The sequence below is a fragment of the Bradyrhizobium sp. USDA 4516 genome (genome assembly GCF_054055915.1).
Genome location: NZ_JBSRXT010000001.1, coordinates 7,168,241 through 7,188,991, shown reverse-complemented (window position 1 = coordinate 7,188,991; position 20,751 = coordinate 7,168,241). Strand labels below are relative to the sequence as shown.

27 protein-coding genes and 1 pseudogene are annotated in these 20,751 nt (G+C 63.8%); 14 read left to right on the top strand and 14 right to left on the bottom strand.

Features of this window, described 5'->3' with window-relative positions; genetic code table 11:
* Positions 1 to 219: 219 nt before the first annotated feature.
* Complete coding sequence (locus ACVI1L_RS32925; protein WP_063790162.1) at positions 220 to 474, top strand: hypothetical protein; 255 nt, start codon at positions 220 to 222, stop codon at positions 472 to 474.
* Between the two features lie 206 nt (positions 475 to 680).
* On the opposite strand, the gene ACVI1L_RS32920 is transcribed toward ACVI1L_RS32925, so the two are convergent.
* Complete coding sequence (locus tag ACVI1L_RS32920; protein ID WP_456785642.1) at positions 681 to 1,805, bottom strand: metallophosphoesterase; 1,125 nt, start codon at positions 1,803 to 1,805, stop codon at positions 681 to 683.
* 181 nt (positions 1,806 to 1,986) lie between these two features.
* On the opposite strand from ACVI1L_RS32920, the gene ACVI1L_RS32915 reads away from it, so the two are divergent.
* Positions 1,987 to 3,072 (top strand): hypothetical protein, encoded by a 1,086-nt coding sequence (locus ACVI1L_RS32915; protein WP_456784781.1) that lies wholly within the window; start codon positions 1,987 to 1,989, stop codon positions 3,070 to 3,072.
* 13 nt (positions 3,073 to 3,085) lie between these two features.
* Here ACVI1L_RS32915 and ACVI1L_RS32910 read toward each other — a convergent pair whose 3' ends face one another.
* Positions 3,086 to 3,226 carry a hypothetical protein gene (locus tag ACVI1L_RS32910; protein ID WP_156436497.1) on the bottom strand — a complete coding sequence of 47 codons (141 nt, stop codon included), beginning with the start codon at positions 3,224 to 3,226 and terminating at the stop codon, positions 3,086 to 3,088.
* A gap of 84 nt (positions 3,227 to 3,310) precedes the next feature.
* Between ACVI1L_RS32910 and ACVI1L_RS32905 the strand changes: the two genes are divergently transcribed.
* Positions 3,311 to 4,306 carry an LLM class flavin-dependent oxidoreductase gene (locus tag ACVI1L_RS32905; protein WP_229192674.1) on the top strand — a complete coding sequence of 332 codons (996 nt, stop codon included), beginning with the start codon at positions 3,311 to 3,313 and terminating at the stop codon, positions 4,304 to 4,306.
* 38 nt (positions 4,307 to 4,344) lie between these two features.
* Here ACVI1L_RS32905 and ACVI1L_RS32900 read toward each other — a convergent pair whose 3' ends face one another.
* The gene (locus ACVI1L_RS32900) at positions 4,345 to 5,562 is read right to left on the bottom strand and encodes a S1C family serine protease (RefSeq protein WP_456784780.1); all 1,218 of its coding nucleotides are present in this window, start codon (positions 5,560 to 5,562) and stop codon (positions 4,345 to 4,347) included.
* Between the two features lie 274 nt (positions 5,563 to 5,836).
* Here ACVI1L_RS32900 and ACVI1L_RS32895 point away from each other — a divergent pair, with 274 nt between their 5' ends.
* The gene (locus tag ACVI1L_RS32895) at positions 5,837 to 6,187 is read left to right on the top strand and encodes a zinc ribbon domain-containing protein YjdM (RefSeq protein ID WP_076832150.1); all 351 of its coding nucleotides are present in this window, start codon (positions 5,837 to 5,839) and stop codon (positions 6,185 to 6,187) included.
* A gap of 11 nt (positions 6,188 to 6,198) precedes the next feature.
* Here the strand turns inward: ACVI1L_RS32895 and panD are convergent, their stop codons facing one another.
* The 7 genes from panD to ACVI1L_RS32860 form a co-directional block, all read right to left on the bottom strand.
* Positions 6,199 to 6,588, bottom strand: coding sequence for an aspartate 1-decarboxylase (panD, locus tag ACVI1L_RS32890; protein ID WP_456784779.1), 390 nt, complete (start codon positions 6,586 to 6,588; stop codon positions 6,199 to 6,201).
* Positions 6,589 to 6,830: 242 nt separating this feature from the next.
* Complete coding sequence (locus ACVI1L_RS32885) at positions 6,831 to 7,133, bottom strand: putative quinol monooxygenase (RefSeq protein WP_057019963.1); 303 nt, start codon at positions 7,131 to 7,133, stop codon at positions 6,831 to 6,833.
* A gap of 112 nt (positions 7,134 to 7,245) precedes the next feature.
* Positions 7,246 to 8,529 carry a cystathionine gamma-synthase family protein gene (locus ACVI1L_RS32880; RefSeq protein ID WP_076832148.1) on the bottom strand — a complete coding sequence of 428 codons (1,284 nt, stop codon included), beginning with the start codon at positions 8,527 to 8,529 and terminating at the stop codon, positions 7,246 to 7,248.
* A gap of 183 nt (positions 8,530 to 8,712) precedes the next feature.
* On the bottom strand, positions 8,713 to 8,973 hold the full coding sequence (locus ACVI1L_RS32875) for a PepSY domain-containing protein (protein ID WP_057019961.1): 261 nt from the start codon (positions 8,971 to 8,973) through the stop codon (positions 8,713 to 8,715).
* A 128-nt stretch (positions 8,974 to 9,101) separates the two neighbouring features.
* Positions 9,102 to 9,839, bottom strand: coding sequence for an ROK family protein (locus ACVI1L_RS32870; protein ID WP_456784778.1), 738 nt, complete (start codon positions 9,837 to 9,839; stop codon positions 9,102 to 9,104).
* Between the two features lie 228 nt (positions 9,840 to 10,067).
* Positions 10,068 to 10,805, bottom strand: coding sequence for a DUF6065 family protein (locus tag ACVI1L_RS32865; RefSeq protein WP_456784777.1), 738 nt, complete (start codon positions 10,803 to 10,805; stop codon positions 10,068 to 10,070).
* Between the two features lie 9 nt (positions 10,806 to 10,814).
* On the bottom strand, positions 10,815 to 12,527 hold the full coding sequence (locus ACVI1L_RS32860) for an autotransporter domain-containing protein (RefSeq protein WP_456784776.1): 1,713 nt from the start codon (positions 12,525 to 12,527) through the stop codon (positions 10,815 to 10,817).
* A 5-nt stretch (positions 12,528 to 12,532) separates the two neighbouring features.
* Between ACVI1L_RS32860 and ACVI1L_RS32855 the strand changes: the two genes are divergently transcribed.
* A complete protein-coding gene (locus ACVI1L_RS32855) occupies positions 12,533 to 12,718 on the top strand; it encodes a hypothetical protein (RefSeq protein WP_456784774.1) in 186 nt (61 codons plus the stop codon).
* 1,095 nt (positions 12,719 to 13,813) lie between these two features.
* Here the strand turns inward: ACVI1L_RS32855 and ACVI1L_RS32850 are convergent.
* Positions 13,814 to 14,536, bottom strand: coding sequence for a substrate-binding domain-containing protein (locus ACVI1L_RS32850; protein ID WP_309143568.1), 723 nt, complete (start codon positions 14,534 to 14,536; stop codon positions 13,814 to 13,816).
* Positions 14,537 to 14,617: 81 nt separating this feature from the next.
* Positions 14,618 to 14,752: pseudogene (locus ACVI1L_RS32845) on the bottom strand (helix-turn-helix domain-containing protein); the annotation flags it as partial.
* Positions 14,753 to 14,868: 116 nt separating this feature from the next.
* Here ACVI1L_RS32845 and ACVI1L_RS32840 point away from each other — a divergent pair.
* The gene (locus ACVI1L_RS32840; protein ID WP_456784773.1) at positions 14,869 to 15,276 is read left to right on the top strand and encodes an alpha/beta fold hydrolase; all 408 of its coding nucleotides are present in this window, start codon (positions 14,869 to 14,871) and stop codon (positions 15,274 to 15,276) included.
* A gap of 30 nt (positions 15,277 to 15,306) precedes the next feature.
* The gene (locus ACVI1L_RS32835; protein ID WP_456784772.1) at positions 15,307 to 15,672 is read left to right on the top strand and encodes an alpha/beta fold hydrolase; all 366 of its coding nucleotides are present in this window, start codon (positions 15,307 to 15,309) and stop codon (positions 15,670 to 15,672) included.
* A gap of 272 nt (positions 15,673 to 15,944) precedes the next feature.
* Here ACVI1L_RS32835 and ACVI1L_RS32830 read toward each other — a convergent pair whose 3' ends face one another.
* Together ACVI1L_RS32830 and ACVI1L_RS32825 are read right to left on the bottom strand one after the other, a co-directional pair.
* Positions 15,945 to 16,613: an FMN-binding negative transcriptional regulator gene (locus tag ACVI1L_RS32830; protein WP_456784771.1), complete on the bottom strand. Its 669-nt coding sequence runs from the start codon at positions 16,611 to 16,613 to the stop codon at positions 15,945 to 15,947.
* An 86-nt stretch (positions 16,614 to 16,699) separates the two neighbouring features.
* The gene (locus tag ACVI1L_RS32825) at positions 16,700 to 16,942 is read right to left on the bottom strand and encodes a hypothetical protein (protein ID WP_057019953.1); all 243 of its coding nucleotides are present in this window, start codon (positions 16,940 to 16,942) and stop codon (positions 16,700 to 16,702) included.
* A 589-nt stretch (positions 16,943 to 17,531) separates the two neighbouring features.
* Here ACVI1L_RS32825 and ACVI1L_RS32820 point away from each other — a divergent pair.
* The 7 genes from ACVI1L_RS32820 (at position 17,532) to ACVI1L_RS32790 (ending at position 20,691) form a co-directional block, all read left to right on the top strand.
* The gene (locus ACVI1L_RS32820) at positions 17,532 to 17,705 is read left to right on the top strand and encodes a hypothetical protein (RefSeq protein ID WP_016840760.1); all 174 of its coding nucleotides are present in this window, start codon (positions 17,532 to 17,534) and stop codon (positions 17,703 to 17,705) included.
* Between the two features lie 10 nt (positions 17,706 to 17,715).
* Positions 17,716 to 18,588, top strand: a complete 873-nt coding sequence (pdxY, locus tag ACVI1L_RS32815; protein ID WP_456784770.1) for a pyridoxal kinase PdxY — start codon at positions 17,716 to 17,718, stop codon at positions 18,586 to 18,588.
* A gap of 18 nt (positions 18,589 to 18,606) precedes the next feature.
* On the top strand, positions 18,607 to 19,233 hold the full coding sequence (locus ACVI1L_RS32810) for a LysE family translocator (protein WP_076832123.1): 627 nt from the start codon (positions 18,607 to 18,609) through the stop codon (positions 19,231 to 19,233).
* The gene (locus ACVI1L_RS32805; protein WP_456784769.1) at positions 19,233 to 19,577 is read left to right on the top strand and encodes a tRNA-binding protein; all 345 of its coding nucleotides are present in this window, start codon (positions 19,233 to 19,235) and stop codon (positions 19,575 to 19,577) included. The genes ACVI1L_RS32810 and ACVI1L_RS32805 overlap by 1 nt, the downstream gene beginning before the upstream one ends.
* 140 nt (positions 19,578 to 19,717) lie before the next feature.
* On the top strand, positions 19,718 to 19,948 hold the full coding sequence (locus ACVI1L_RS32800) for a DUF6894 family protein (RefSeq protein WP_028332292.1): 231 nt from the start codon (positions 19,718 to 19,720) through the stop codon (positions 19,946 to 19,948).
* Positions 19,949 to 19,957: 9 nt separating this feature from the next.
* Positions 19,958 to 20,131, top strand: a complete 174-nt coding sequence (locus ACVI1L_RS32795) for a hypothetical protein (RefSeq protein WP_229193178.1) — start codon at positions 19,958 to 19,960, stop codon at positions 20,129 to 20,131.
* Positions 20,132 to 20,454: 323 nt separating this feature from the next.
* A complete protein-coding gene (locus ACVI1L_RS32790) occupies positions 20,455 to 20,691 on the top strand; it encodes a hypothetical protein (RefSeq protein WP_016840755.1) in 237 nt (78 codons plus the stop codon).
* The last annotated feature ends 60 nt before the right edge of the window (positions 20,692 to 20,751 follow it).

Below are 20,751 nucleotides of genomic sequence, written 5' to 3'. Positions count from 1 at the left end.
GCGGCGGGTTACGAGGAGTCTATCATCGGACACGCGCTCCGCGCGATCCGTTGGCGAACCCACCCTACTCGCTACGTGCTTGTTCGTTTCGCTCAGGCCGCCTTCGCTGCACCTCGATCGCGAAGAGATTGGTGTGAAGCTGGCAAGATCATTGCCGCTGTCAGACCGAGATCGGCGGGACGAAATCGACCCGTTGCGGACGTAGATGGGTCGGCCATAATGTCTTCTTTTCAAGGCAATTCGGTCGGAGGCGAGATGGTCGATCCGTGGCCCGCAGATGCAAAGTTTCAAATGGGTGACTATGCCGCCAAGAAAGGGCGAGCATCATGGCGCGGTCGAATCGTTGGTTGGTATCGTACGGATTTGACCAGGCTCGGATATGCGATCGAGAGCTACTTCGAGCCCGGCTCGGTGCAGATTTACCCGGAGACGGCGATCGACGCATGGCAGCCGCCGGCCTTGGAACGTGAGTGACCGATTCTCACCCTCCTGCGACCTTCGGAACGTTTGCTCGTGCACGAATCGGAAGCCTCGTAGCCCGGATGAGCGAAGCGATATCCGGGACCGGCATCGCCATACGCACGACCGACCCCGCATGTCGCTTCGCTCATGCGGGCTACCGCTGCCGCCCTGGCCGAGAAACAGACCGGATACCGCGCATCGCATGCGCAACAAATCGATCAGACGCCTTCAGCCACGCGCAACGTGATCCGGGTCAATTCCGACGGGCGGCCGAGCCGCAAGGCAAAGCCCGGCCAGAGCGCGGTACCGTTGTTGACGTAGAGCGTCATCCCGTCGACGTCGTAGCGGCCCGAGACGAAGCCGGCATTGGCGCGCGCGGCGAGGCGATCGATCCCCAGGATCAATCCGCCATGGGTGTGTCCGGAGAGCTGCAGGGCGACGCCGAGCCGGGCTGCCTTTCGTGCGTCGCTCGGCTGGTGATCGAGCAGAATGACGGGCGCGCCTTTCGGGGCGCCGTCGAGAACCGCGGCAAGGTCGCGGATGGAATGCCCCCGGTGGCGCGACGCGCGGTCGGTAATCCCCGCGATCACCAGGCGGCCGCCGCCGCGTTCGAGCACGATGTGCCGGTTCTCGAGCGAGCGCAGGCCGAGCGCTTCGTAGTGCGCCATCCACCCGTCATAGCCGAAGATATATTCGTGATTGCCCGAGATCACGTAGACGCCATCGGCCGCCATCAGGTCGCGCAGCGGCGCGATGTCGTTGCGCCGCGCATCAATGGTGCCGTCGATCAGATCGCCGGTAATCGCGATCAGGTCGGCGCCGAGCTTGTTCGATCGCTCGACGACGGCGCGCGCCCATGGCGCAGGAAACAGCCGGCTGATGTGAAGGTCGGTCAGTTGCAGCATGGTGTAGCCGTCGAACTGTAGCGGAAGTCCCCTTATGCCGACCTCGACATCCCTGAGCGGCGGAATCCGCATCGCCTGATGCACGCCGATCGCGGCGGCTGCGCCCGCGAGCGCAGCAAGTGCGTAGCGGACGCCGTCGGGCGCGCCGACGAAGCCGCCGTGGATCAGCGCGGCCACCAGCAGCCCGGCATCGAGCGCCAGTTGCAGCAGCGCCAGCAGCATGATCGCGCCGAACGCCCAGTTGAACAGGACGACCACCGGACGCGGAAACTCCGGCGAGAATTCCGATCCCGACGACAGCCTGTTCCAGCGGTGAAACTGCAAGGCGACCAGCACCAGCAACGCGGCGACGATCTTTGCCGGCAGCGGCCAGTCGAGCGGCCAGATGAAGCGGGCCAGGATCAGCAGGCTGGTCAGGCCGAAGATGAGCTGGGGAATAGGTCTCGCTCCGGATCGGTGGGACTGTGCGGGTCGGCGCCCGGCGAAGGTAGGGTGGATCAGCCGCAGGCGTAAGCCGCCATCGTCAGCACATTTTCGGCAAGTTGCGCTTCGCCGAAACGCCCTGCGCTTTTGTCCCAGTAGCCGGGATGAGCCAACGGGTCGCGCGAACGCGCGCCCGATGACAGGCTCCACGACATCCGGAATCCGCCTCGCACCGGCCCCCGCATATCGCTTCGCTCATGCGGGCTACGGGCTGCACGCCTTGCTGCGGAGCGCAGCCGGAGGCCGCGTTGACGCCTCGGGTCTCCTGGCACCTTCCCCATTAGCATTATCGGCCCTCCCGAAAAATGAACTTGAACGTCGCTCATTTCCATGCCAGATACTTGAACATTGCTCATTTTGTTTGGAGCCGACGATGCAAACGACCTTCCGGATGGACGGATTGACCGGTTCCGAACGGCCCGTGAAACCGTGGATGAAAGTCGCCCCGACGATCATCACGATCGGCATCATCGCGGCATTCGCGGCGCACGGACGCATCGCGCAGCCGGCGGGCTACAACGATTTCGCCGACCACTCGGCCCTGTCAGGCATTCCCCACGCAGCCGATGTCCTGTCGAACATCGGCTTCGCCCTGGTCGCGATCTGGGGCTGGCTGGCGCTGCGCCCTCACCGCAACAGCGACCAGCTGCGCCCCGGCTGGCCGGGCTATCGCCTGTTCCTGATCGGATTGTTCCTGACCGCGTTCGGGTCCGCCTTCTTTCACCTTGCTCCCGACAATGGCCGGCTGACCTGGGACATGCTGCCGATCGCGCTTGCCGGCGCGGGCCTGCTGGTCGGCGTCCGCGGCGACACCCGGCCGGAATCGAAGACGAACATCGAAGCGATCGTGCTCGGGCTTTACGCCGCCGCCAGCGTCGCGTGGTGGGTCGCTACCGACCGGCATGGTGCGGGCGACCTGCGACCGTATCTGCTGCTGCAGGTCCTCCCGCTCATCCTCATTCCGCTCTGGCAGTCGATCTATCGCGCGCCGCGCGCCGACCGCATCGCATTCGCCGCCGCGATGATGTTGTACGTGCTGGCCAAGATCAGCGAGGTGCTCGACCATCAGATCGCGAACACGCTCCATTTCGTCAGCGGACACACCTTGAAGCATCTGCTCGCGACGGCAGCCACGGCCGCAATCGTCTGGGGTCTGACGCGACGAATCTCCGATGGCGGCGGGCGACGGGGTCATTTCGGAATAATGGAAAAGTATCGCTGATTTGCCCGACGCGTCAAGTCGCTTTTCCGAGTGCCGGCGGCAGCCTGCACCTTTGCATGGGGTTGTTTTCGATATTTTGGACGGGCAGCCTTGCTTCCTCGATCGCATCGGGCGGATTGACCGGCATGGCGACCGCATCCATATGCATCTGCATGAACCGGCTGTTCCCCGCCGTTTCGCATCCACCTGGACACAGCCAAATACCATCGGCTCCCGTCCCTAACGCTCCGGAGTCGCCGTGGCCGCCCTCTCCATTCTCGATCTCGTCCGCGTCACCGAGGAAACCGACGCGCGCGGCGCGCTCTATAACGCGCGCGATGTCGCCGCGCATGCGGAGGCGCTCGGCTATCGCCGCATCTGGGTGGCGGAGCATCACAACATGGCGGGAATTGCGAGCGCGGCGACGTCGGTCGTGATCGGGCACATCGCGGCGGGCACCAAGACCATCCGGGTCGGCGCCGGCGGCATCATGCTGCCGAATCACGCGCCCTACGTCATCGCCGAGCAGTTCGGCACGCTGGCGCGGCTGTTTCCTGACCGTATCGACCTCGGCCTCGGCCGCGCCCCGGGCACCGACCAGCTCACGCTGCGCGCGCTGCGCCGTACGCCGGAATCCGCCGAGAACTTTCCGCAGGACGTGCTCGAGGTGCAGGCCTTCCTCGCCGCCGCCGGTCCCAACCAGCGCATCCAGGCGGTGCCGGCCGCCGGCACCGACGTGCCGCTGTGGATTCTCGGCTCGAGCAATTTCGGCGCGATGCTGGCCGGCGAGCTCGGCCTGCCCTACGCCTTCGCCTCGCACTTTGCCCCCGAGCTGCTGATCCAGGCGCTGCAGATCTATCGCGCCCGCTTCAAGCCGTCGGAGCAGCTCGACCGCCCCTACACCATGGTCGGCGTCAACATCATCGCCGCCGACACCGACGAGGAGGCGCGGCGGCTGGCGACCACGCAGCAGATGTCGTTCACCAACATCTTCCGCGGCGCGCGCGGCCTCAGCCAGCCGCCGATCGACGACATCGAGAGCTACTGGTCGCCGGCGGAGAAGGTGCAGGCGATGCGGATGCTCGCACGCTCCATCATCGGCTCGCCCGCGACGGTGCGCGCCGGCATCGACGCGCTGGTCGCCGAGACCGGCGCCGACGAGCTGATGATCGTGTCCGACGTCTACGATCACCAGAAGCGGCTGCGATCGTTCGAGCTGATCGCCAAGGCCGGCGGGATCACACCGCAGACGTAGCCTGCAGGATGGGCAGTAGCCGACACACTAACGCAGCCTCACTTCGGCGCGCCGGCGGGCGCCTGCGACTGCGCGAGCTGGCCGAGCGTCACGCTCAGCGAATTCGGCGCATTGTCCCGCAGCATCGAAAGCTTGACCGAACTGCCGGGCGCGCTCGCATAGACCTTCTTGGTCAGTTCGTTGGCGCTCTTGATCGGCTCGTCATTGACCGAGGTGATCACGTCCCCTCGCCTCAATCCGGCCTTCGCTGCCGGACCGCCGGTCTGCACGCCGACCACGACCGCGCCGTGCAGATTGTTCGCACCTAAGCTTTCGGCAATGCCGGGGGTGATCGATTGAATCTGGGCGCCCATCCAGCCGCGCGTGACCGAGCCCTTGTCCTTCAGCTGCGGGATCACCGTCTTCACGGTATCCGCGGGTATCGCAAACGCGACGCCGACCGAGCCGCCGGAGGGCGAGAAGATCAGGCTGTTCACGCCGATCACCTCGCCATGCGTGTTGAAGCTCGGGCCGCCGGAATCGCCGCGGTTGATCCGCGCGTCGATCTGGACGAAATCTTCCGACGACCCCGTTTCCAGGTCGCGTGCACGCGCCGAGACGATCCCCGCGGTGACGGTGTTTCCGAGGCCGAATGAATTGCCGGCCGCGAGCACCCAATCGCCGGTGCGCGGCGCTTGATCCGCGAACTTGACATAGCTGAAGTCGGTCCGCCCATCGACCTTGAGCAGGGCCAGGTCGCTGACCGGATCCTTGCCCAGGACTTTCGCCTTGTAGACCTTGTTGTCGCTGGTGCGGACATCGGCGCGGTCGCTGCCGCCGAGGACGTGATTGTTCGTCACTGCGTAGCCGTCCGCCGAGATGAAGAAGCCCGAACCGATCGAGGTCATCTCACCCAACTTCGGCAGATTGCCCGGTCCGCGCCTGCCGGGATCCGGAACGGCCCTTCCCGGCGTGTCCTGATCGGGAGAGCCGTCCGGCCCGAGAGAACCGCCGGGGGAGTCACCGGGAGACGAGTCGTCGTCATCCGCTGCAGCCGCCACCTTGGCGTTGACGCCAATCACGGCCGGCCCGACCTTCTCGGCAAGGTCGGCGAACTCGCCGGGACCACCATTGCCGTGATCCGCGCGCGAATTCCCTGGCTGTGCGTGGGCAAGACTTGCGCTCACAAGACTAGCGCCCACCAGCAACGCCGACGTGAAGGCGGCGGTGACGAGCGACGTGCGAAGGCAGACGAAAGCCGGATTTCTCTGATTCATCTTCCGCGTCCATGTTTGGGATCAGCCGATTGCTCCTGGATGAATTGCCGACCCGGACGCGACGATCAGTGAACCGTTCCCCGCAAGCACAGGGGCGCAATGCCGAGCGACGGACGGCAACGGATAGAGGCGCAGACCGTTCCATCAGCATCCGCGGGTGGACGAGCGGCTCGCCACCTTTGCGCCGCTTTGCGCATCAAATCGCCGGGTTTTTGCTTGCTTTGGCTGCCTGTGCCTCTACGGTGCGCCCGCAACGACGGAGACGATCTCGACCATGGACGCCGCAATGAACTGCCCGAAATGCAATTCCGAGCATGCCTATCAGGACGGCGTTCTCTGGGTTTGCCCGGAATGTGCCCATGAGTGGAGCAGCGATGCGGCCGCGGCCGCCGAGACCGCCCAGCAAGCGGGCGTGCGCGACGCGCATGGCAACCCGCTGACGGACGGCGACAGCGTCATCGTGATCAAGGACCTCAAGGTCAAGGGCTCGTCGTCGGTGGTCAAGGGCGGCACCAAGGTCAGGAACATCCGCCTCACCGAGGGCAGCGACGGACACAACATCGCCTGCAAGATCGACGGCATCGGCGCGATGAATCTGAAATCGGAGTTCGTCAAGAAGGCCTAGCGTAGCCCAGCTTACGCATCCGCCAATGCTTTCGCCGGTGAGGCGGCAGCCTTCGCGACGTGCCGGTTCTTGTCGTCGACCAGCACGACCCGCGGATGAAACTTGCGCGCCTCGTCGGCGTCGAAGCTGGCATAGGCGACGATGATGACCTTGTCGCCGGCCATGGCGAGCCGTGCGGCCGCGCCGTTGAGGCCGATGGTGCCCGATCCCGCCGGCGCCTCGATCACGTAGGTCGAGAAGCGCGCGCCGGTGTCGACGTTATAGATGTCGACGCGTTCATTGATGAGGAAACCGGCGGCCTCGATCAAATTGCGGTCGATCGCAATCGATCCCTCGTAATGCAAGTCCGCTTCGGTGACGTGCGCGCGATGAATCTTGCCCTTCATCAAAGTCACTTGCATCGAGACCATCCCGTATCGTTGCGTCGGAATTTTCCGCGCCGCCAATAACGGCGCGCCGCCTCCGCGTCAACGTTGTCCGGGTGTACGCTCGCTTCGAGCGCAGTTCCGCGACGATGGGTTTGTCCTGAAATCGTGGACCGCGCCGGGCTGCAATGCTCCGCGCCACCGAAATCGGAGAATGAATGCGCTGCGGCGGAGCCTTTCCGGAGCAGGCTATTATTTGTGACCCGGTAGCGAACGCCCTACTCTCGCTTGCTCGCAATCTCGTTCGCCAAGACCACTATCACCTCGCCGTCGAGGATCGGCTTCGCGACCTCAAAGAAGCGCGCCACAGCCGGCGAATTGTTGTGCCGGTCCATCGCCGCCTGATCCAGGTATCGCTCATACGTCGAAAATATCCGCGGACTGTCGACATCCTGCGAGACGTAGTAGCCGACGGTGGACGGCTCGTTGGCGCGGACATGCTCGACGACGTCGAGCAACGCCTGACGCATCGCCGCCTCATGGCCCTTCTTCGCGCGGATGATCGCCGTGATTGCCAGCATGCACTCTCTCCGGAGGTTGGTAGCCCGTAGGACGGGTTTCGTGGAGTTTATCATCGGGCCGCGCGACGCGCGGCCCCGTTGGCTCGACCCATCCTACACGCTTTTGACTGGCTCACACCCGGCTCAACGCCTGCGCGATGTCGGCCACCAGGTCGGACGGATGCTCGATCCCGATCGAGAGCCGGATTGTCGAATCCAGCACGCCGATCCGCTTGCGTATGTCGGCTGGCACGCCGGAATGCGTCATGGTGGCCGGCAGGCTCGCGAGCGACTCGGTGCCGCCGAGGCTGACTGCGAGCTTGAAGATCTGCAGCGAGTTGAGGAATTTCTCCGCCGCCTGCTGCCCGCCGACGATGTCGAACGAGAAGGTCGAACCGGCGCCGCTGCTTTGACTCGCGAACACGCGCCCCGCAGGCGACGCCGGATCGTGATGGCCGAGATAATGCACCTGCGCCACCTTGGGATGGTCGCGCAGATAGTCGGCGACGATCCGCGCGTTGCGGTCGGCCTTTTCCATGCGCAGACTGAGCGTTTCCAGCGAACGGCTGATCATCCAGCAGGAATGCGGATCGAGCTGGGTGCCGATCGCGCCGCGCAGCGCCTTGATGTCCTTCATCAGCTTCTTCGAGCCGAGCGCCGCGCCCGCGATCAGGTCGGAATGGCCGCCGACATATTTCGTCAGCGAGTACAGCGAGAGATCGGCGCCGTGCTCGATCGGCCGCTGAAATACCGGCCCGAGCAGCGTGTTGTCGCAGGCGATGATCGGCGTATGGCCCTGTGCCTTGCCGATCGCATCGGCGATGCGCCGCGTCAGCGCGATATCGACCAGGCCGTTGGTCGGATTGGCCGGCGTCTCGATGAAGATCATCGCGACACGGCCCTTCTTCATCGCCTCGTCGGCAGCGGCGCGGATGACACTCTCGTCGAGGCCGTCGGCAAAGCCCACGGCGTGAATCGAGAAGCCCGCCAGTGTCCTGGTGAACAGCGTCTCGGTGCCGCCATAGAGCGGCTGCGAATGCAGGATCACGTCGCCGGGCCGCGCGAAGGCCAGCACCGTGGTCGAGATCGCCGACATGCCGGAGGAGAACAGCGCGCAGCTCTCGGTGCGCTCATAGATCGCAAGCCGGTCCTCGACGATCTCGCTGTTCGGATGGTTGAAGCGCGAATAGACCAGCCCCGCCCCCATGCCCTCCGGAGGCTCGCGCCGGCCCGCGACAAAGTCGAAGAAGTCCTTGCCGTCCTCGGCGGTGCGGAACACGAAGGTCGAGGTCAGGAACACGGGCGGCTTGACGGCGCCCTCCGACAGCTGCGGGTCGTAGCCGTAGTTCAGCATCTGGGTTTCCGGATGCAGCAGGTGATTGCCGATATGGGTTTTGGACGGAAACGGTTTTGTCATGGCCGGTCTCCTGTTCACGGGCCGCCGCGCTGGCGGCGATTCCCGGAATGATGGGACCAGCATACCCCAGCTTTATGCCATTCAGCCAAAGCACGGCATCAGACAGTTCTGGATAACGAACGGCCGGCGTGCGCCCTGCTCCGCCGGCCGTTCCGAATTTTCACGCAGCGGTGAAGACGCGGGCTACCAGCCGCGATCCACGTTGCGCACCTCGCCGGTCCGCGCGTCGACATCGACCTTCATCCAGCGGCCGAGGCGGTCACGCCCCTCGACCTCCCACTCGTCGCCGAGGAACTGGGTATTGGACACCGTCACGATGCCGAGACCGGTCGCGACATCGAGCGCGGCCTCCATCGAGACCTGGCTGCCGGAATCGTAGGCCATCGCCGGCGTCGCTGCGCCGATCGCCAGGGCCGCGATCGCGGGAATAATGAAACTTCGCATGGCTCACTCCTCATGGAACAGGATGTTATGCCGCATAAAACGAGCGGCGCACCCATCAGTTCCGACAACAGGAGTGCGAAGCAGCGCGAAACTTCGGCAGTTGCGGCGATTTGGTGGCGGTTCCGGTTTCATCGACGCGCGCTGCTCGCCTTGCGCGCTCTCTTCTTCCACATTCGAAATCCGCCCTCGAATGCGTTGGCGTTGTCGCCGAACCTCACCTTGGGCGGCGGGTTGTCGACCTTGTCGGCATTGCCACCGCCGAGCACGATGTACTCGGGCTCCAGCGCGGCGGACAGCCGCGCGATGACGTCGTCGACGCTCTTGCGCCATTTCTTCCGGCCGCGGCGCTCGAGACCCGCGGCGCCGACATAATCCTCGAACGTCGCGCCCTTGCGGTACGGCAAATGACCAAGCTCCATCGGCTCGTAAACACCGTCGACGATCATCGCGGAGCCGAGGCCGGTGCCGAGGCCGAGAAACAGCATCCGCCCGCCCTGATAGCTGCCGATCGCCTGCATCAGCGCATCGTTGACGACCCTGGTCGGGCGGCCGAACGCGTGGTGAAAATCGAAGCCGGCCCAGCCGCGGCCGAGATTGTGCGGCTCGGTCAGCGGACGGTTGTGAACGACGGGTCCGGGATAACCGACCGAGATCACATCATACGACCAGTCCTTGGTGAGCAGCTTGACCTGCCGCACCATCTCGGTCGCGGACAGAGTTGGACCCGAGTCGAATTCGCGCTTGATGCGCTCCTTGTCGGTCATGACCTTCACATGCGTGCCGCCGACGTCGATCACGAGCACCGTGCGCCGCGGCGCGGGCCTGTTCGCTTTCTTGCTGGTCTTGTTGCCTGCCTTCCTGGCCATCAATCCGCTCTCCTATGCGCGCCGAGTGGAGCAGAGAAACGCATCGCGCACCACAGCGACGTTCTGCATTTGACTCCAATTTGTTCGCCAAGAACGAATCGGAATCGAACAAGTCAGGAGAGTCCAAATATTAAGAAGTCGTGTGCATCATCAACGGCGCGTAGCGATTGCGCTGCGGGGCGATGTGGGGCCGTGCGCTGCCCGCACAAATTCGGCCCGTCGGCCGGACTAATCCTTTGACACGAAGTCCTTCAAGCGAAGCCGGCTCCGGTGATCCGCATGCGTTTCCTCGCCCGAGGGATTGAGGCCCCGAAAATAGGTCTTTTGCCACCGCTGCTGCGTTGCCCCCGATCCCGAGTCCTGCAAGTCGGTATTGAAGGCGTTGCGGCCTTCGGACCACAGTCTGTACTCGCGCTCGATGTCGGGCGCTTTCGATAATGGCAACGTCTCCGGCTCGATCCGCTCAAGACTGCCACGCTCAATCGGAAAAAGATGGCAATAGGGCTCCCCCCGCTCAAATCGTATCTTTGTGTTTGAACGCGTGAATCGCCAGTTCATCGTGAAGGTGTACGGTGACCAATCCGTCTCGATGACCCCGCTCAACGGCGCAATGGCGTCTTTCGGCCTGTTGATGGGTCCGGTGACAAAAAGGTCGAAACCAGGATCGGTGCGGAACAGGCACGGGACGTGGAAGGTCAATACACCATGTCCGAAGTGACTCACAGCCGGCGCGTCGGTGCCGAGATCAGCCTTGACCCGAATGGTCTCCTTATGATTGAGCCCGTCCCAACGAGCCGAGAAGCCTGACGGACAGAGCAGTTCCCAGCCATGGGCGTTTGCAATGTTGAGTGGCAGGCAGCGGTACGCATAGCGCTGGTCGGAAGCATCCATCCAATCGCGCTCCGGCGATGCAGGCCGGATGTGAACCGCATGGCCGTCCATCGTATAGGCAATGAGCTTTGGCATCACCCAGCCTTATCGCGAGAACCAGCTGCTGCCGCTGCTTGGCGGACCAGTCAACTTATAGCTCAACCCTACGCGAACAATGTTTTCAGTCAATTTCGCCGAGTGGTCCCAAGCGTACGCGCTGAGCCCACCGATGTTCTGCGGTGCCGGGGCCGTCCGATCGCCGAGATCGACATAGAGATATTCGAACTTCGCGGTCCAAGGGCCGCTCACGACGGCCTCCCAGCCGACGCCCGCCGTCCAGCCCGGCTTCACACGGCAGTCGGAGCCCGCAAATCGAAAGCCACTGAAGCCGGGAAAATCTGTTGCCGTCGAAAATGCATAATCCGCATAGGCGAGGCCCGCGGTCACGTACAGCATGTTCGATTGATTGGCCAGGAATCCCAGACGCCCACGGACCGTGCCGAGGTAATTCGAGCGAAAACTGTTCTCCCAGGTGGTTGATACGCCGGCCGCGAGCGGAAACGGCCCGCGCAGCTGGGACGATTGCAGATCTGTGTAGTTGATGTCGGTTTCTAGTCCGATGACCGTCTTGTCATACTGCACGTTGCAGGAAAGGCCGCCGCCGGCAGTCAGCCCTCCCGCGTTCCGGGTACTGATCGAGCCCGCCTGTTGAGCGGCGATTTCGGGAAGGACGCCGTTACGTTGCGCGAAATCGATGATGGCACCATTTGGATCGGAAGAGAATTGCGCCTTGGCTGAACCATACCCCGCATTCACGCCGACACTGCAGCCAGTCCAGCTGAACGGGGCGACTGGCGGCGGCGCCTTGACCGGCATATAAGCGGCCAACGCCGAGTTCGTCTCGTCGAAGCGCATCCGGAAATGCGCTTTCGCCTCCCAGGCATCGATCCCGGGTGTGAAGAATGACAAATAGCCGCCCGATAGCCATAGTTCGGCTTGCGATCCAAGTTGGGCGCGAACGCCGCCACGCAGCTGTCCATGCCAGCGCGTGAGCCCAATGTCGGTGCCGTCGATCGTGGTAACGGTATCGACAAGCTGTTGCGTGTCGTATCGCAACGTTGCCTGGACGAACGGCTGCAGTAGGAAACGCTGGTCGACCACGAAATCTCGATTGACCTCCACAGAACCTTCGACGTGGCCCCAGCTGTAGGCTTGGCCGGGGATGGGAAATCCCTGGCCGCTTGTAACGCCCCCGACGTCGTCGTGAGCATGAAAAAACGTGAACCGGGGCACGACGCGCGCCCATGGCGTATCGACAATCTGGGTCAGGCTCGCCGATAGAAACACGCGGTCGACAGGCATATTGGCACCATGGCCGAAAACGTCGAAGGCACGATCAAGCCGTGCGTAACCGAGCCAGGCATCAAACAGTGTCGTCGGGCTGACGAGCCATCCCAGGTAGGGTCCGCCGCCGATTCCCGACTGGTAAATCGATGCATTCAGTCCGTCGTAGGTGACTTTGGTGCTTTCAGGATTGAACGCAAAGCCGGCAACGAGATCCGGGCTGACACGGTAGTCGAGCCCGTATGTGAGTTCAGACAGCGTGCCGTACGACGTGAGTCCGACGATGCGGTCGGTGAAATTGACCTGGCGCGGTGTTACCCAAGCATGCCAACCGTGGCCGATCGACGCATAGGAAGGATTGGTGGCGATGCTTGCGTACTGGTTGAACCCCGCAAGGATCGCGTCCGAGATGAAGTAGCTGCGCGCAAAGTCCGTCCCCAACGCGCGTGCGAGGTTCGCATGCGGCACCGGCATTGGCGATGGCGGCGGAGGTGGTGGCGGCGCCGGTGGTGGTGGTGGCGGCGGTGGCCCCGGCGGAGGCGGTGGCGGCGGTGACGGTGGAACCGGAGTGGGTGGAGGTGGAGGCGGAGGTGACCCCGGCGGCCCTGGTGGCGGTGGCGGCGGCGGCGGCGATATCGAACAGACCTGGTCACGGAACGCATTGACATCGTTTGATATGGATTTTTCGCCGATCAGAGGTCCTAGGACGCTGCCCCAGGCCCTGAACTTCTCATGATCGTCGAACGATGGCGGAAACACCTCGGTTGCAGTGTCCGTTCGCAGATCGAGGAAGGTAGGTCCTCCGGTAAGCGTTCCGCTCTTGCTGAAGCGCCACATGAATCCAGTCTGCGGATCGCCCTGCACGCTGCTCGCATTGATGCAATAGTCATTGGTCGCGGAGCGATAGCCGTCGAAGCCCAGATGGATTCGGTCCGCGGCGACCGCGACGTTGCCGGAAACGAGCGACGCCGCGGTCCCCAATAAGAAGGGACGAACTCGCGTCTGCCAGTATCGCTCCGTCGGAGCGGAACATGCGTGCTGTCGGTTGGATCCTACCGAGGCTTCGGTTGGCATCGTTGATGGAATCAAGGCCGAACGAGTTCGCGGTGCATCCATCCGCGGTCTCCACAAATCGGCCCCACTGCACGCTAACGCTTGGGGATGAAATATTCAGTCACATAATTGCGGCGTGATGAATTGCTACCTGAAATAGTTCCTTGATGTTGCCGCGTGGCAACGATTCACTACAATTTCCACGATAGTTCCTCGCAACCTCGCGCGATCGGCGCCGAACTCTCCGCATCGTCGCGCAAGCTATGGCATAAACTGCACCTTGCTCCCGTGGGCCGCACAACGATCGCGTTCGCGATCCGACTCCAGTTTGTTCGCGCAGAACGAATCGGAATCAGGAAAATCGGCGCGATCCAGATGTTAACAACGCACATACATCGACCGCATCCGAACAATCGATGTTGTATCATGATGGGATTATTGCTCTCGGCGTGCAACACCGCGGCGCATCTCAGGCACACTGCGTTCTCCCGCATCACTGATCGATCGATGAGTCGCACCACGGCCACGTTCCCGATCCGACTCCAGTTTGTTCGCGAGGAACGAATCGGAATCGAAAAATCGACGCAAAACAATACTTAACAAGAGGTTTGCGCGATTCGATGCCGCGGCGCTTCGTACGGCGGATGAGCGCAAGCGTAATCGGACATCCACCGACGACATCACCGCGTCGGGTTACTCCGCGCCCATTATCGGCCGCGCTTCGCGCGGACCGGTCGGGTCGCCCGCCCTGCACGCTGAGCGAGCCGCCAGCCTTTGAGGTGAAGCCAGAGCGCTTCGGCGACCGGTCCGTGCGAATGCTGGCGATGACGGACTGCCGCAAGATTTTCCTCGCGGCCCGGAAAATTCGGTCCGGCGATGCTGATCAGCCTGCCGTCCCGCAGCTCGTCCTCGATCAGCCATGCGGGCAGATGGCCCCAGGCAAGACGATGCAGGATCAGCTCCTTCTTCATCATCTGGTCCGGCACGCTACACTGATGCGCACCTTCGATCAGGAAGAAGTTTTCCGGCGACGCTCGCCGCGCCGTGTCGCGGATGACGCACTGCGCGAAGGGGCGCATCTGCTCCGGCGTGACTTTCTTCGTCCACGCAAACGGCAGAAAGCCGGGAGCGACGACCGGCACCATGGTCGTGCGCGAGAGCCTGATCTGTTCGAAGCGCGGATCGGAGGGCTCCGCGCGATGAAACACCAGATCGGCGTTATCATCGATCAGGCGCTCGAGCGGTCCGCCGACCGCCTCATATTCCAGGTGCAGGCGCGTGTTGGGATAGCGGGCAAAGAACGCCGAGAGCATCTGCAGCACCGGCGGCCGCGGACACAGGTCGCCGATGACGATGCGCAGGACGACTTCTTCTCCGCCTGCAAGCTGCTCCGCATAGCCCCGCAGCAGATCGAGCTCGCGCAGCGTCACCTGCGCGCGTGCGTGAAACGTCCGGCCGGCGTCCGTCAGCCCGATACGGTATCCGCTGCGATCGAACAGCGTAAGGCCGAGTTGCTGCTCGAGCCGGGCGACAGCCGCAAACACCGACGGGTGCGACCGGTTCAGCGCCGTGCCGGCGGCCTGAAAGCTTCCCTCGGTCGCGACAGCGTCAAAGCAGCGCAAATCGTGCAGCTTGATCCGATCCATTGTCCATAAAATCTACAGAGATTGATCAATCTTAGTAATTTTTCTTCGAAGGCGCGAGTCCTAGCCTGGGTCGACGCGAAGCCTGCCGGCTTCCACCAGCACAAGGGACTGACGAGATGAGCGGCGATCGACACTTCACCACGGCGGATGGCTGCCGGATTGCGTACCGCATCGACGGTCCCGACGATCGGCCGGTGCTCGCGCTGTCGAACTCGATCGCCACCAACCTGCACATGTGGGATCGTTCGATGCCGGCCCTCAGCCGGTCGTTTCGGGTGCTCCGCTACGACACCCGCGGTCACGGCGGTTCGGACGCGCCCACGAGCGCCTACTCGATCGACCGGCTCGGCCGCGACGTGGTCGAACTGCTCGACGCCCTCGGCATCGATCGCGCACATTTCCTCGGTCTGTCGCTCGGCGGGTTCGTCGGGCAATGGCTCGGCATCTTCGCGCCTGACCGCATCGACCGCCTGATCCTCTCGAACACCTCGTCCTATCTGGCGTCCGAACTGCCGTTCGACTAGCAGATCCGCGCGGTGCTTGCGGCCAAGGACATGAATGGAATCGCAGACGGCTTCATGCGCAACTGGTTTCCGGCGACGATGCTGGCCGCGCCGAACGAGGTCGTCGACGAATTCCGCAACATGGTGTTGACCACGCCGCCGCGCGGTCTCGCCGGATGTTACGCCGCACTGCGCGACGTCGATCTCCGCCGCGCCATCTCGCTGATTGCGGCGCCGACCCTCGTCATCGGCGGCGAGAGCGACACGGTCACGCGGGCCAGCCACAGCGCTGATATCGCCGCGACAATCACCGATGCCAAGCTCGTCCTGCTGCCCGGCGTTCACATCCTCAATATCGAGCAGCCGGATCGATTCAACAGCGAGGTCGTGAGCTTCCTGGCGCTCTCCACCACATGACTGCGTAGCCCCGATGAGCGAAGCGACATCCGGGACCGCTCCAAGAATACGTGATCAGGCCCGCATATCGCTTCGCTCGTGCGGGCTACATGGATCACGCACCACATGTTCCCCATTCGACTCCATTTTGTTCGCAAAGAACGAATCGGAATCGAACAAATCAGCGCGGAGCGATTCTTAACAACACGTTTGCGGATTCGATGCCGATCGGCTCTATGGCGCGAATTAGCGCAAGCGTGATCCGCCCTCTGTCGCGTAGAGACAGCGCCGGGTTACACGGAGCTGACCAGCCTTCCGCACGGTCCAATGTCGTATTCAAGCTCCGGCCGCAGCGCGCGCATCTTCTCCGCCAGCCTTTGGCTTGCCGTCTCCTCCGCGCGCGCGAGGCGATTGACCAGCGCGACATAATCCGCATCGCTCTTGTGCTGGTTCAGCTTTGACTGGCCCTCGATCTCGTCGACGACGATGTCGATCACCCTGATCCCCGCCAGCATCGCTTCGCGCTTGCCGGGCTCCATCTGCGTCAGGTCCCAGGGTTGCTTTTGCAGCCGCGCCTCGGAGACCGCGAGCAGCGCATCGCCATGGCCGCGGTTCTCGCCGTGATCGCGCAGATGCGCGACGCCGGACAAATGCACCGCCTCGTAGAGCCAGGTCGAGACGTTGTCGGGTGAGACATACCAGTCGTTCGAGATGTAGGCGTCATCGCCGGAGACGATCAGGAGGAAGCGCCTGACACCGTCGGCGAGCTCGACCAGCGGATTCTTCGCGGTGAGATGGATCTGCACGATCACGCGATCGTCGCGCCGCTCGATCACGAACGGCACGTGGGACGCGCGCGGGCCGCGTGCATCGGCGGCGACGATGGCGCCGAAGCCGCGCGCCGCCGCAAAGGCGAGCGCGCGGTCTTGCTCAATGCGAAACTGGGGACGGAGGATGTGCATGGCGGCGGCGCTCGCGAGCTGGAGGGAGACGACCCAGCAAGGCTAGCGCAACTTTCGCCGGAGATCACCGCCATGCACGATCCGGCTCAGCAGATCATGGCATTGTCGCCGTGATCGCAGACGCCGCCGGGCTGGTCGCGCGGCAGCGCCTCGGACTCGCCGAAATGCGGGACCGCCATGCGCGGCGGACCGCCGCTCCAGCGGCCGGCGGCGGCATGGCTCTTCACGAGCGCGGATGGGCCCGCCGCCGGCACTTCGTGTGCCATGGCCGACGCCGTCAGCATGGCGAGCGCGGTCAGCGCGGCCGCAATCTGTTTGATCCCTGACATCAGTTGCTCCTGTTGGATTCGGCGCGCCGGCGCATTGTTCGCCGACCGCCGATCGGTTCGCGCTCACATCATGATCGATCGCTCTGCCGTCTTGTTCCGACGCCATGAGGCAAGCGTTTGGATGCAAGACAGTCCACCCGTGCATCTTCTTCCACGTCGATCCGACACGATCGGTTGATCGCAGCGTGACAGACGAGGTCCCGACGCGAACCCGCAAATCAAACCCGGCTGCGCCGCCTGCGACAAAACAGCCCCACGGGCAACTCAGCAAAACCTGTCGATATCAGAATAAGAAAATATTCCGCTTACTGCCCTTTGCTCGCGGCCCATGGGTGCGATCAGACAAAACATGTCGCGAGAATGCGGATGTATGACTCGCAGCGCACCACACGTTCGATGTCGTCCCGGCGAATGGAGAAAGATGCGCGCGCCGACTCCATCACCGTCATGCCGGCAGTAAAGGCGAGGGCTTTGCCCAGGAATGATCGAGCTTAGCAATGCCGCGGAATCCCAATCCGCCGTTGAACTGACGGCAACTGGCAGGTTACGCTGTCTCCACGCTCACGCCCTCCCGCTGGAAGGATTCCCCATGAACGGCAATCGATATTATGGCGTCCGCGTCGAGGGCGCGAAATACGGCGTGGGGTTCGGCTCGGCGCTGGCGATCGCGATCTCCTACACCAAGAACCATTCGATCCTGTGGGCCATCATCCACGGTATCCTGGGCTGGCTCTACGTCATCTACGCCGCACTGTTCGGATGATGCGCACAAGATGACGATCATCTCAATCCAGTCACAGGTCGCCTGGGGCCATGTCGGCAACAGCGCCGCCAGCTTTCCGATCCAGCTGCACGGCATCGATGTCGTCGCCGTGCCGACCACGCTGCTCAGCAATCGGCCGGGCTATCCGACCATCCGCGGCCGGGTGCTCGACGTGCAGCTGGTCGCTGACCTGCTGCGCGGCATCGAGGAGCGCGGCGCGGTCGAGGCCGCGCGGCTGATCCTGTCGGGCTATCTCGGCTCGGCCGACATCGCGATGGACGTGGCCGACTTCGTCGAGCGCGCGAAGGCGACGAACCCGGCCCTGCTCTATTGCTGCGATCCCGTGCTCGGCGACCGCGACCGCGGCATGTTCGTGCGATCGGACATTCCGCCGCTGGTGCGCGACCAGCTCTGCCCGCTCGCCGACATCATCACGCCCAACCATTTCGAGTTCGAATTCCTCTGCGGCGCGCGCGTGACGACGATCGATGACGTCGTCGCGCAGGCGAGCGCGCTGATGGCGCGGGGACCTGCGACCGTCGTCATCACCAGCGCCGAGCTGGCCGGCACGCCGCACAGCGAGATCGAGACGCTGGCGATCGAGCGCACTCAATCCGACAAGACTTGCGCCTGGCGCGTGCGCACGCCGCGGGTTCCGATCAGCCCGTCCGGCACCGGAGACCTGTTCGCCGCGCTGTTCGTCGCCGCCCGCGCGCGCGGCCTTGCGACGCCGGATGCGCTCAGCCACGCTGCGTCAGGCATCCACGGCGTGCTGGAGCGCACGGCGCAGCGCGGGACCGAGGAAATGCGCATTGTCGAAAGCGCCGGCGTGATGCTTGATCCGAAGCCGCGCTTCGCGGCGGTTACCATCGCCGCATCCTGACATCCGGGACAGGTCTTCATGATCGACATCACCACCCTCCTCACCTACGCCGCCGTCGTGCTCGGCCTGTTCCTGATCCCCGGGCCGGCGGTGCTGCTGGTGCTCGCGCGTTCGGTCACCGGCGGAGCGCGCGTCGGCGTCGCGACCGGGTTCGGGATCGCCCTCGGCGATCTCGTCCACACCGCGATGGCGACATTCGGCCTCTCGGCCGTGTTGATGACCTCGGCGCTGGCGTTCTCGGTCGTGAAATATGCCGGCGTGATCTACCTGATCGTGCTCGGCGTCCGCGCCCTGTTCGAGAAGAACGACGAGCTGGATTTGCCGGCGGCGCAGCCGGTCGATCCGCGGCGTGCGTTCCGGCAGGCGATCTGGGCGGAAATGCTCAATCCGAAGACCGCGCTGTTCTTCCTCGCCTTCCTGCCGCAGTTCGTGCACCCCGGCCACGGCTCGGCGGTGGCGCAGTTCGCGACCCTCGGCCTGATCTTCGTCGTGATGAGCGCGGTCTACACCTCGCTGCTGGCGCTCGCCGCCGGCCAGATCAGCCCGTGGATCAGTCGGCATCGCCGCATCGGGCAGTGGCAGGGCCGCGTGGTCGGCACGATCTATATCGCGCTCGGTGTCCGCCTTGCGTTCCAGGAGCGCTGATGTCCCCGCTCAAGCCGCAGGCCAGCTACGACGACTTCGCCCGCCTCGATATCCGGATCGGCGAGGTCGTCGAGGTGCAGCCGTTTCCCCGCGCCCGCAATCCGTCTTACAAGGTCGGCGTCGACATCGGCGCCGGGCGAATCATGTGGTCGAGCGCGCAGATCACGAATTACGAGCCGGCGGCGCTGGTCGGCGCGCTGGTCGTGTGCATCTGCAATCTCGGGCCGAAGAACATCGCGGGTTTCACCTCGGAACTCCTGATCCTCGGCGCCAAGGACGCCAGCGGCGAGGTGATCGTGCTCGGCCCGCGCAGCGAGGTTGCGATCGGCGAGCCGATCTTCTGACATCGGGCTGATCACGGCCGCGTGATTCAAATCGTCTGAATTCCCCGTAGTTTACCGATGGGGGATCACCCGGATTCTCAGTGCCCGCGCGCGCTGCTATTGCAGCGCGCGAGAATCGCTTCGGCATGGGAATCGGAAGAATGTCCGCAGTTTTCTTTCACTGCTCCGACGACAAGCACGTCATCCTGGATCGCACCGGCGCGGCGATGGATCTGGCGGAGGCGCGCGTGTATGCGGAGCAACTGGCGCGCAGCTTTGTCATGACACCGAGCGTGGAGGACTGGCGCAACTGGGCGGTCCACGTCACCGACGACATCGGAACCGAGATCTTCGAGCTGCCGTTCACCGCCATCCTCGGCGAGCTGCACTGAGGGCATGCCATGAATGCGATGGAACTTGCCCTGCAGCCGTTGCGACGCCGCCTCGCCCGCCTCATCGCGCGCTGCGTCGCGCTGATCGATGGCGTCATCAATCCCTATCGCCCCGAATTGTACTACATGCGCGGACCAGGCCCGAAATGCCGCGCCCGGCGGCAAGCCGCACTGCGCGACTAGCTTCGCGGCATCCACAGCGAGAAAAGGCCGGCGGGCGTTACGCCACCGGCCTTCTCCTGCAGCTGCCGGTTCCCGGAGTCCGGTTCCGCTGCGATTCCACTTGGTCCTGAGCTTGCGACGACTGTTTTAATCAAATCTTAACGGCATGGCGGTGAGCTGGTTCAAAGGACTCCTTCGCCGTGCGGCGTGGCTTGTTCGTTCGTCGTGCTTGATGCGCTGCACATCGTTTTTGCGCCGATCGCACGTTGATTGTGCGCCACGCATCTTAGGGAATGCTCGACTCAGTGTTACCCTGTGATGCAAACCGAAACGGAGACTTCGGAATGCCGTACTACACCTTCGATCTCGTGGTGGGGGACGAGTTCCGCAATCAAGGAACCATCATCCTCGAAGACATCAGCCTCGCCTCCGACCGCGCCGACCAGCTCGCCAACGAGCTGTCGCAGGTCAAGCCGGAGCTGAAGGCGCGCGGCTGCGCGGTGCGCGTCACCGACATCGACCGGCGCGAGCTCTACCGCACGCCGCTCGATCCCGTGCCGCGGTGGCGCAGGGCGGGCTAGCGTCCGTCGGTTAGATCTGCGGCGACCGCGCTCGCCTCGCGCGGTCCCAGTGTTGTTGCG

Coding starts and splice junctions, on each gene's coding strand:
- ACVI1L_RS32880 (WP_076832148.1), bottom strand. CDS start 8,529: ATGACAAAACCGTTTCCGTCCAAAACCCATATCGGCAATCACCTGCTG.
- ACVI1L_RS32855 (WP_456784774.1), top strand. CDS start 12,533: ATGGCGGCGGAGGTGGTGGCGGCGCCGGTGGTGGTGGTGGCGGCGGTG.
- ACVI1L_RS32795 (WP_229193178.1), top strand. CDS start 19,958: ATGAATGCGATGGAACTTGCCCTGCAGCCGTTGCGACGCCGCCTCGCC.
- ACVI1L_RS32840 (WP_456784773.1), top strand. CDS start 14,869: ATGAGCGGCGATCGACACTTCACCACGGCGGATGGCTGCCGGATTGCG.
- ACVI1L_RS32900 (WP_456784780.1), bottom strand. CDS start 5,562: ATGAATCAGAGAAATCCGGCTTTCGTCTGCCTTCGCACGTCGCTCGTC.
- ACVI1L_RS32915 (WP_456784781.1), top strand. CDS start 1,987: ATGACAGGCTCCACGACATCCGGAATCCGCCTCGCACCGGCCCCCGCA.
- pdxY (WP_456784770.1), top strand. CDS start 17,716: ATGACGATCATCTCAATCCAGTCACAGGTCGCCTGGGGCCATGTCGGC.
- ACVI1L_RS32825 (WP_057019953.1), bottom strand. CDS start 16,942: ATGTCAGGGATCAAACAGATTGCGGCCGCGCTGACCGCGCTCGCCATG.
- ACVI1L_RS32805 (WP_456784769.1), top strand. CDS start 19,233: ATGTCCCCGCTCAAGCCGCAGGCCAGCTACGACGACTTCGCCCGCCTC.
- ACVI1L_RS32800 (WP_028332292.1), top strand. CDS start 19,718: ATGTCCGCAGTTTTCTTTCACTGCTCCGACGACAAGCACGTCATCCTG.
- ACVI1L_RS32870 (WP_456784778.1), bottom strand. CDS start 9,839: ATGGCCAGGAAGGCAGGCAACAAGACCAGCAAGAAAGCGAACAGGCCC.
- ACVI1L_RS32885 (WP_057019963.1), bottom strand. CDS start 7,133: ATGCTGGCAATCACGGCGATCATCCGCGCGAAGAAGGGCCATGAGGCG.
- ACVI1L_RS32790 (WP_016840755.1), top strand. CDS start 20,455: ATGCCGTACTACACCTTCGATCTCGTGGTGGGGGACGAGTTCCGCAAT.
- ACVI1L_RS32865 (WP_456784777.1), bottom strand. CDS start 10,805: ATGCCAAAGCTCATTGCCTATACGATGGACGGCCATGCGGTTCACATC.
- ACVI1L_RS32860 (WP_456784776.1), bottom strand. CDS start 12,527: ATGCCGGTGCCGCATGCGAACCTCGCACGCGCGTTGGGGACGGACTTT.
- panD (WP_456784779.1), bottom strand. CDS start 6,588: ATGCAAGTGACTTTGATGAAGGGCAAGATTCATCGCGCGCACGTCACC.
- ACVI1L_RS32830 (WP_456784771.1), bottom strand. CDS start 16,613: ATGCACATCCTCCGTCCCCAGTTTCGCATTGAGCAAGACCGCGCGCTC.
- ACVI1L_RS32925 (WP_063790162.1), top strand. CDS start 220: ATGTCTTCTTTTCAAGGCAATTCGGTCGGAGGCGAGATGGTCGATCCG.
- ACVI1L_RS32910 (WP_156436497.1), bottom strand. CDS start 3,226: ATGCAGATGCATATGGATGCGGTCGCCATGCCGGTCAATCCGCCCGAT.
- ACVI1L_RS32835 (WP_456784772.1), top strand. CDS start 15,307: ATGAATGGAATCGCAGACGGCTTCATGCGCAACTGGTTTCCGGCGACG.
- ACVI1L_RS32895 (WP_076832150.1), top strand. CDS start 5,837: ATGGACGCCGCAATGAACTGCCCGAAATGCAATTCCGAGCATGCCTAT.
- ACVI1L_RS32875 (WP_057019961.1), bottom strand. CDS start 8,973: ATGCGAAGTTTCATTATTCCCGCGATCGCGGCCCTGGCGATCGGCGCA.
- ACVI1L_RS32810 (WP_076832123.1), top strand. CDS start 18,607: ATGATCGACATCACCACCCTCCTCACCTACGCCGCCGTCGTGCTCGGC.
- ACVI1L_RS32820 (WP_016840760.1), top strand. CDS start 17,532: ATGAACGGCAATCGATATTATGGCGTCCGCGTCGAGGGCGCGAAATAC.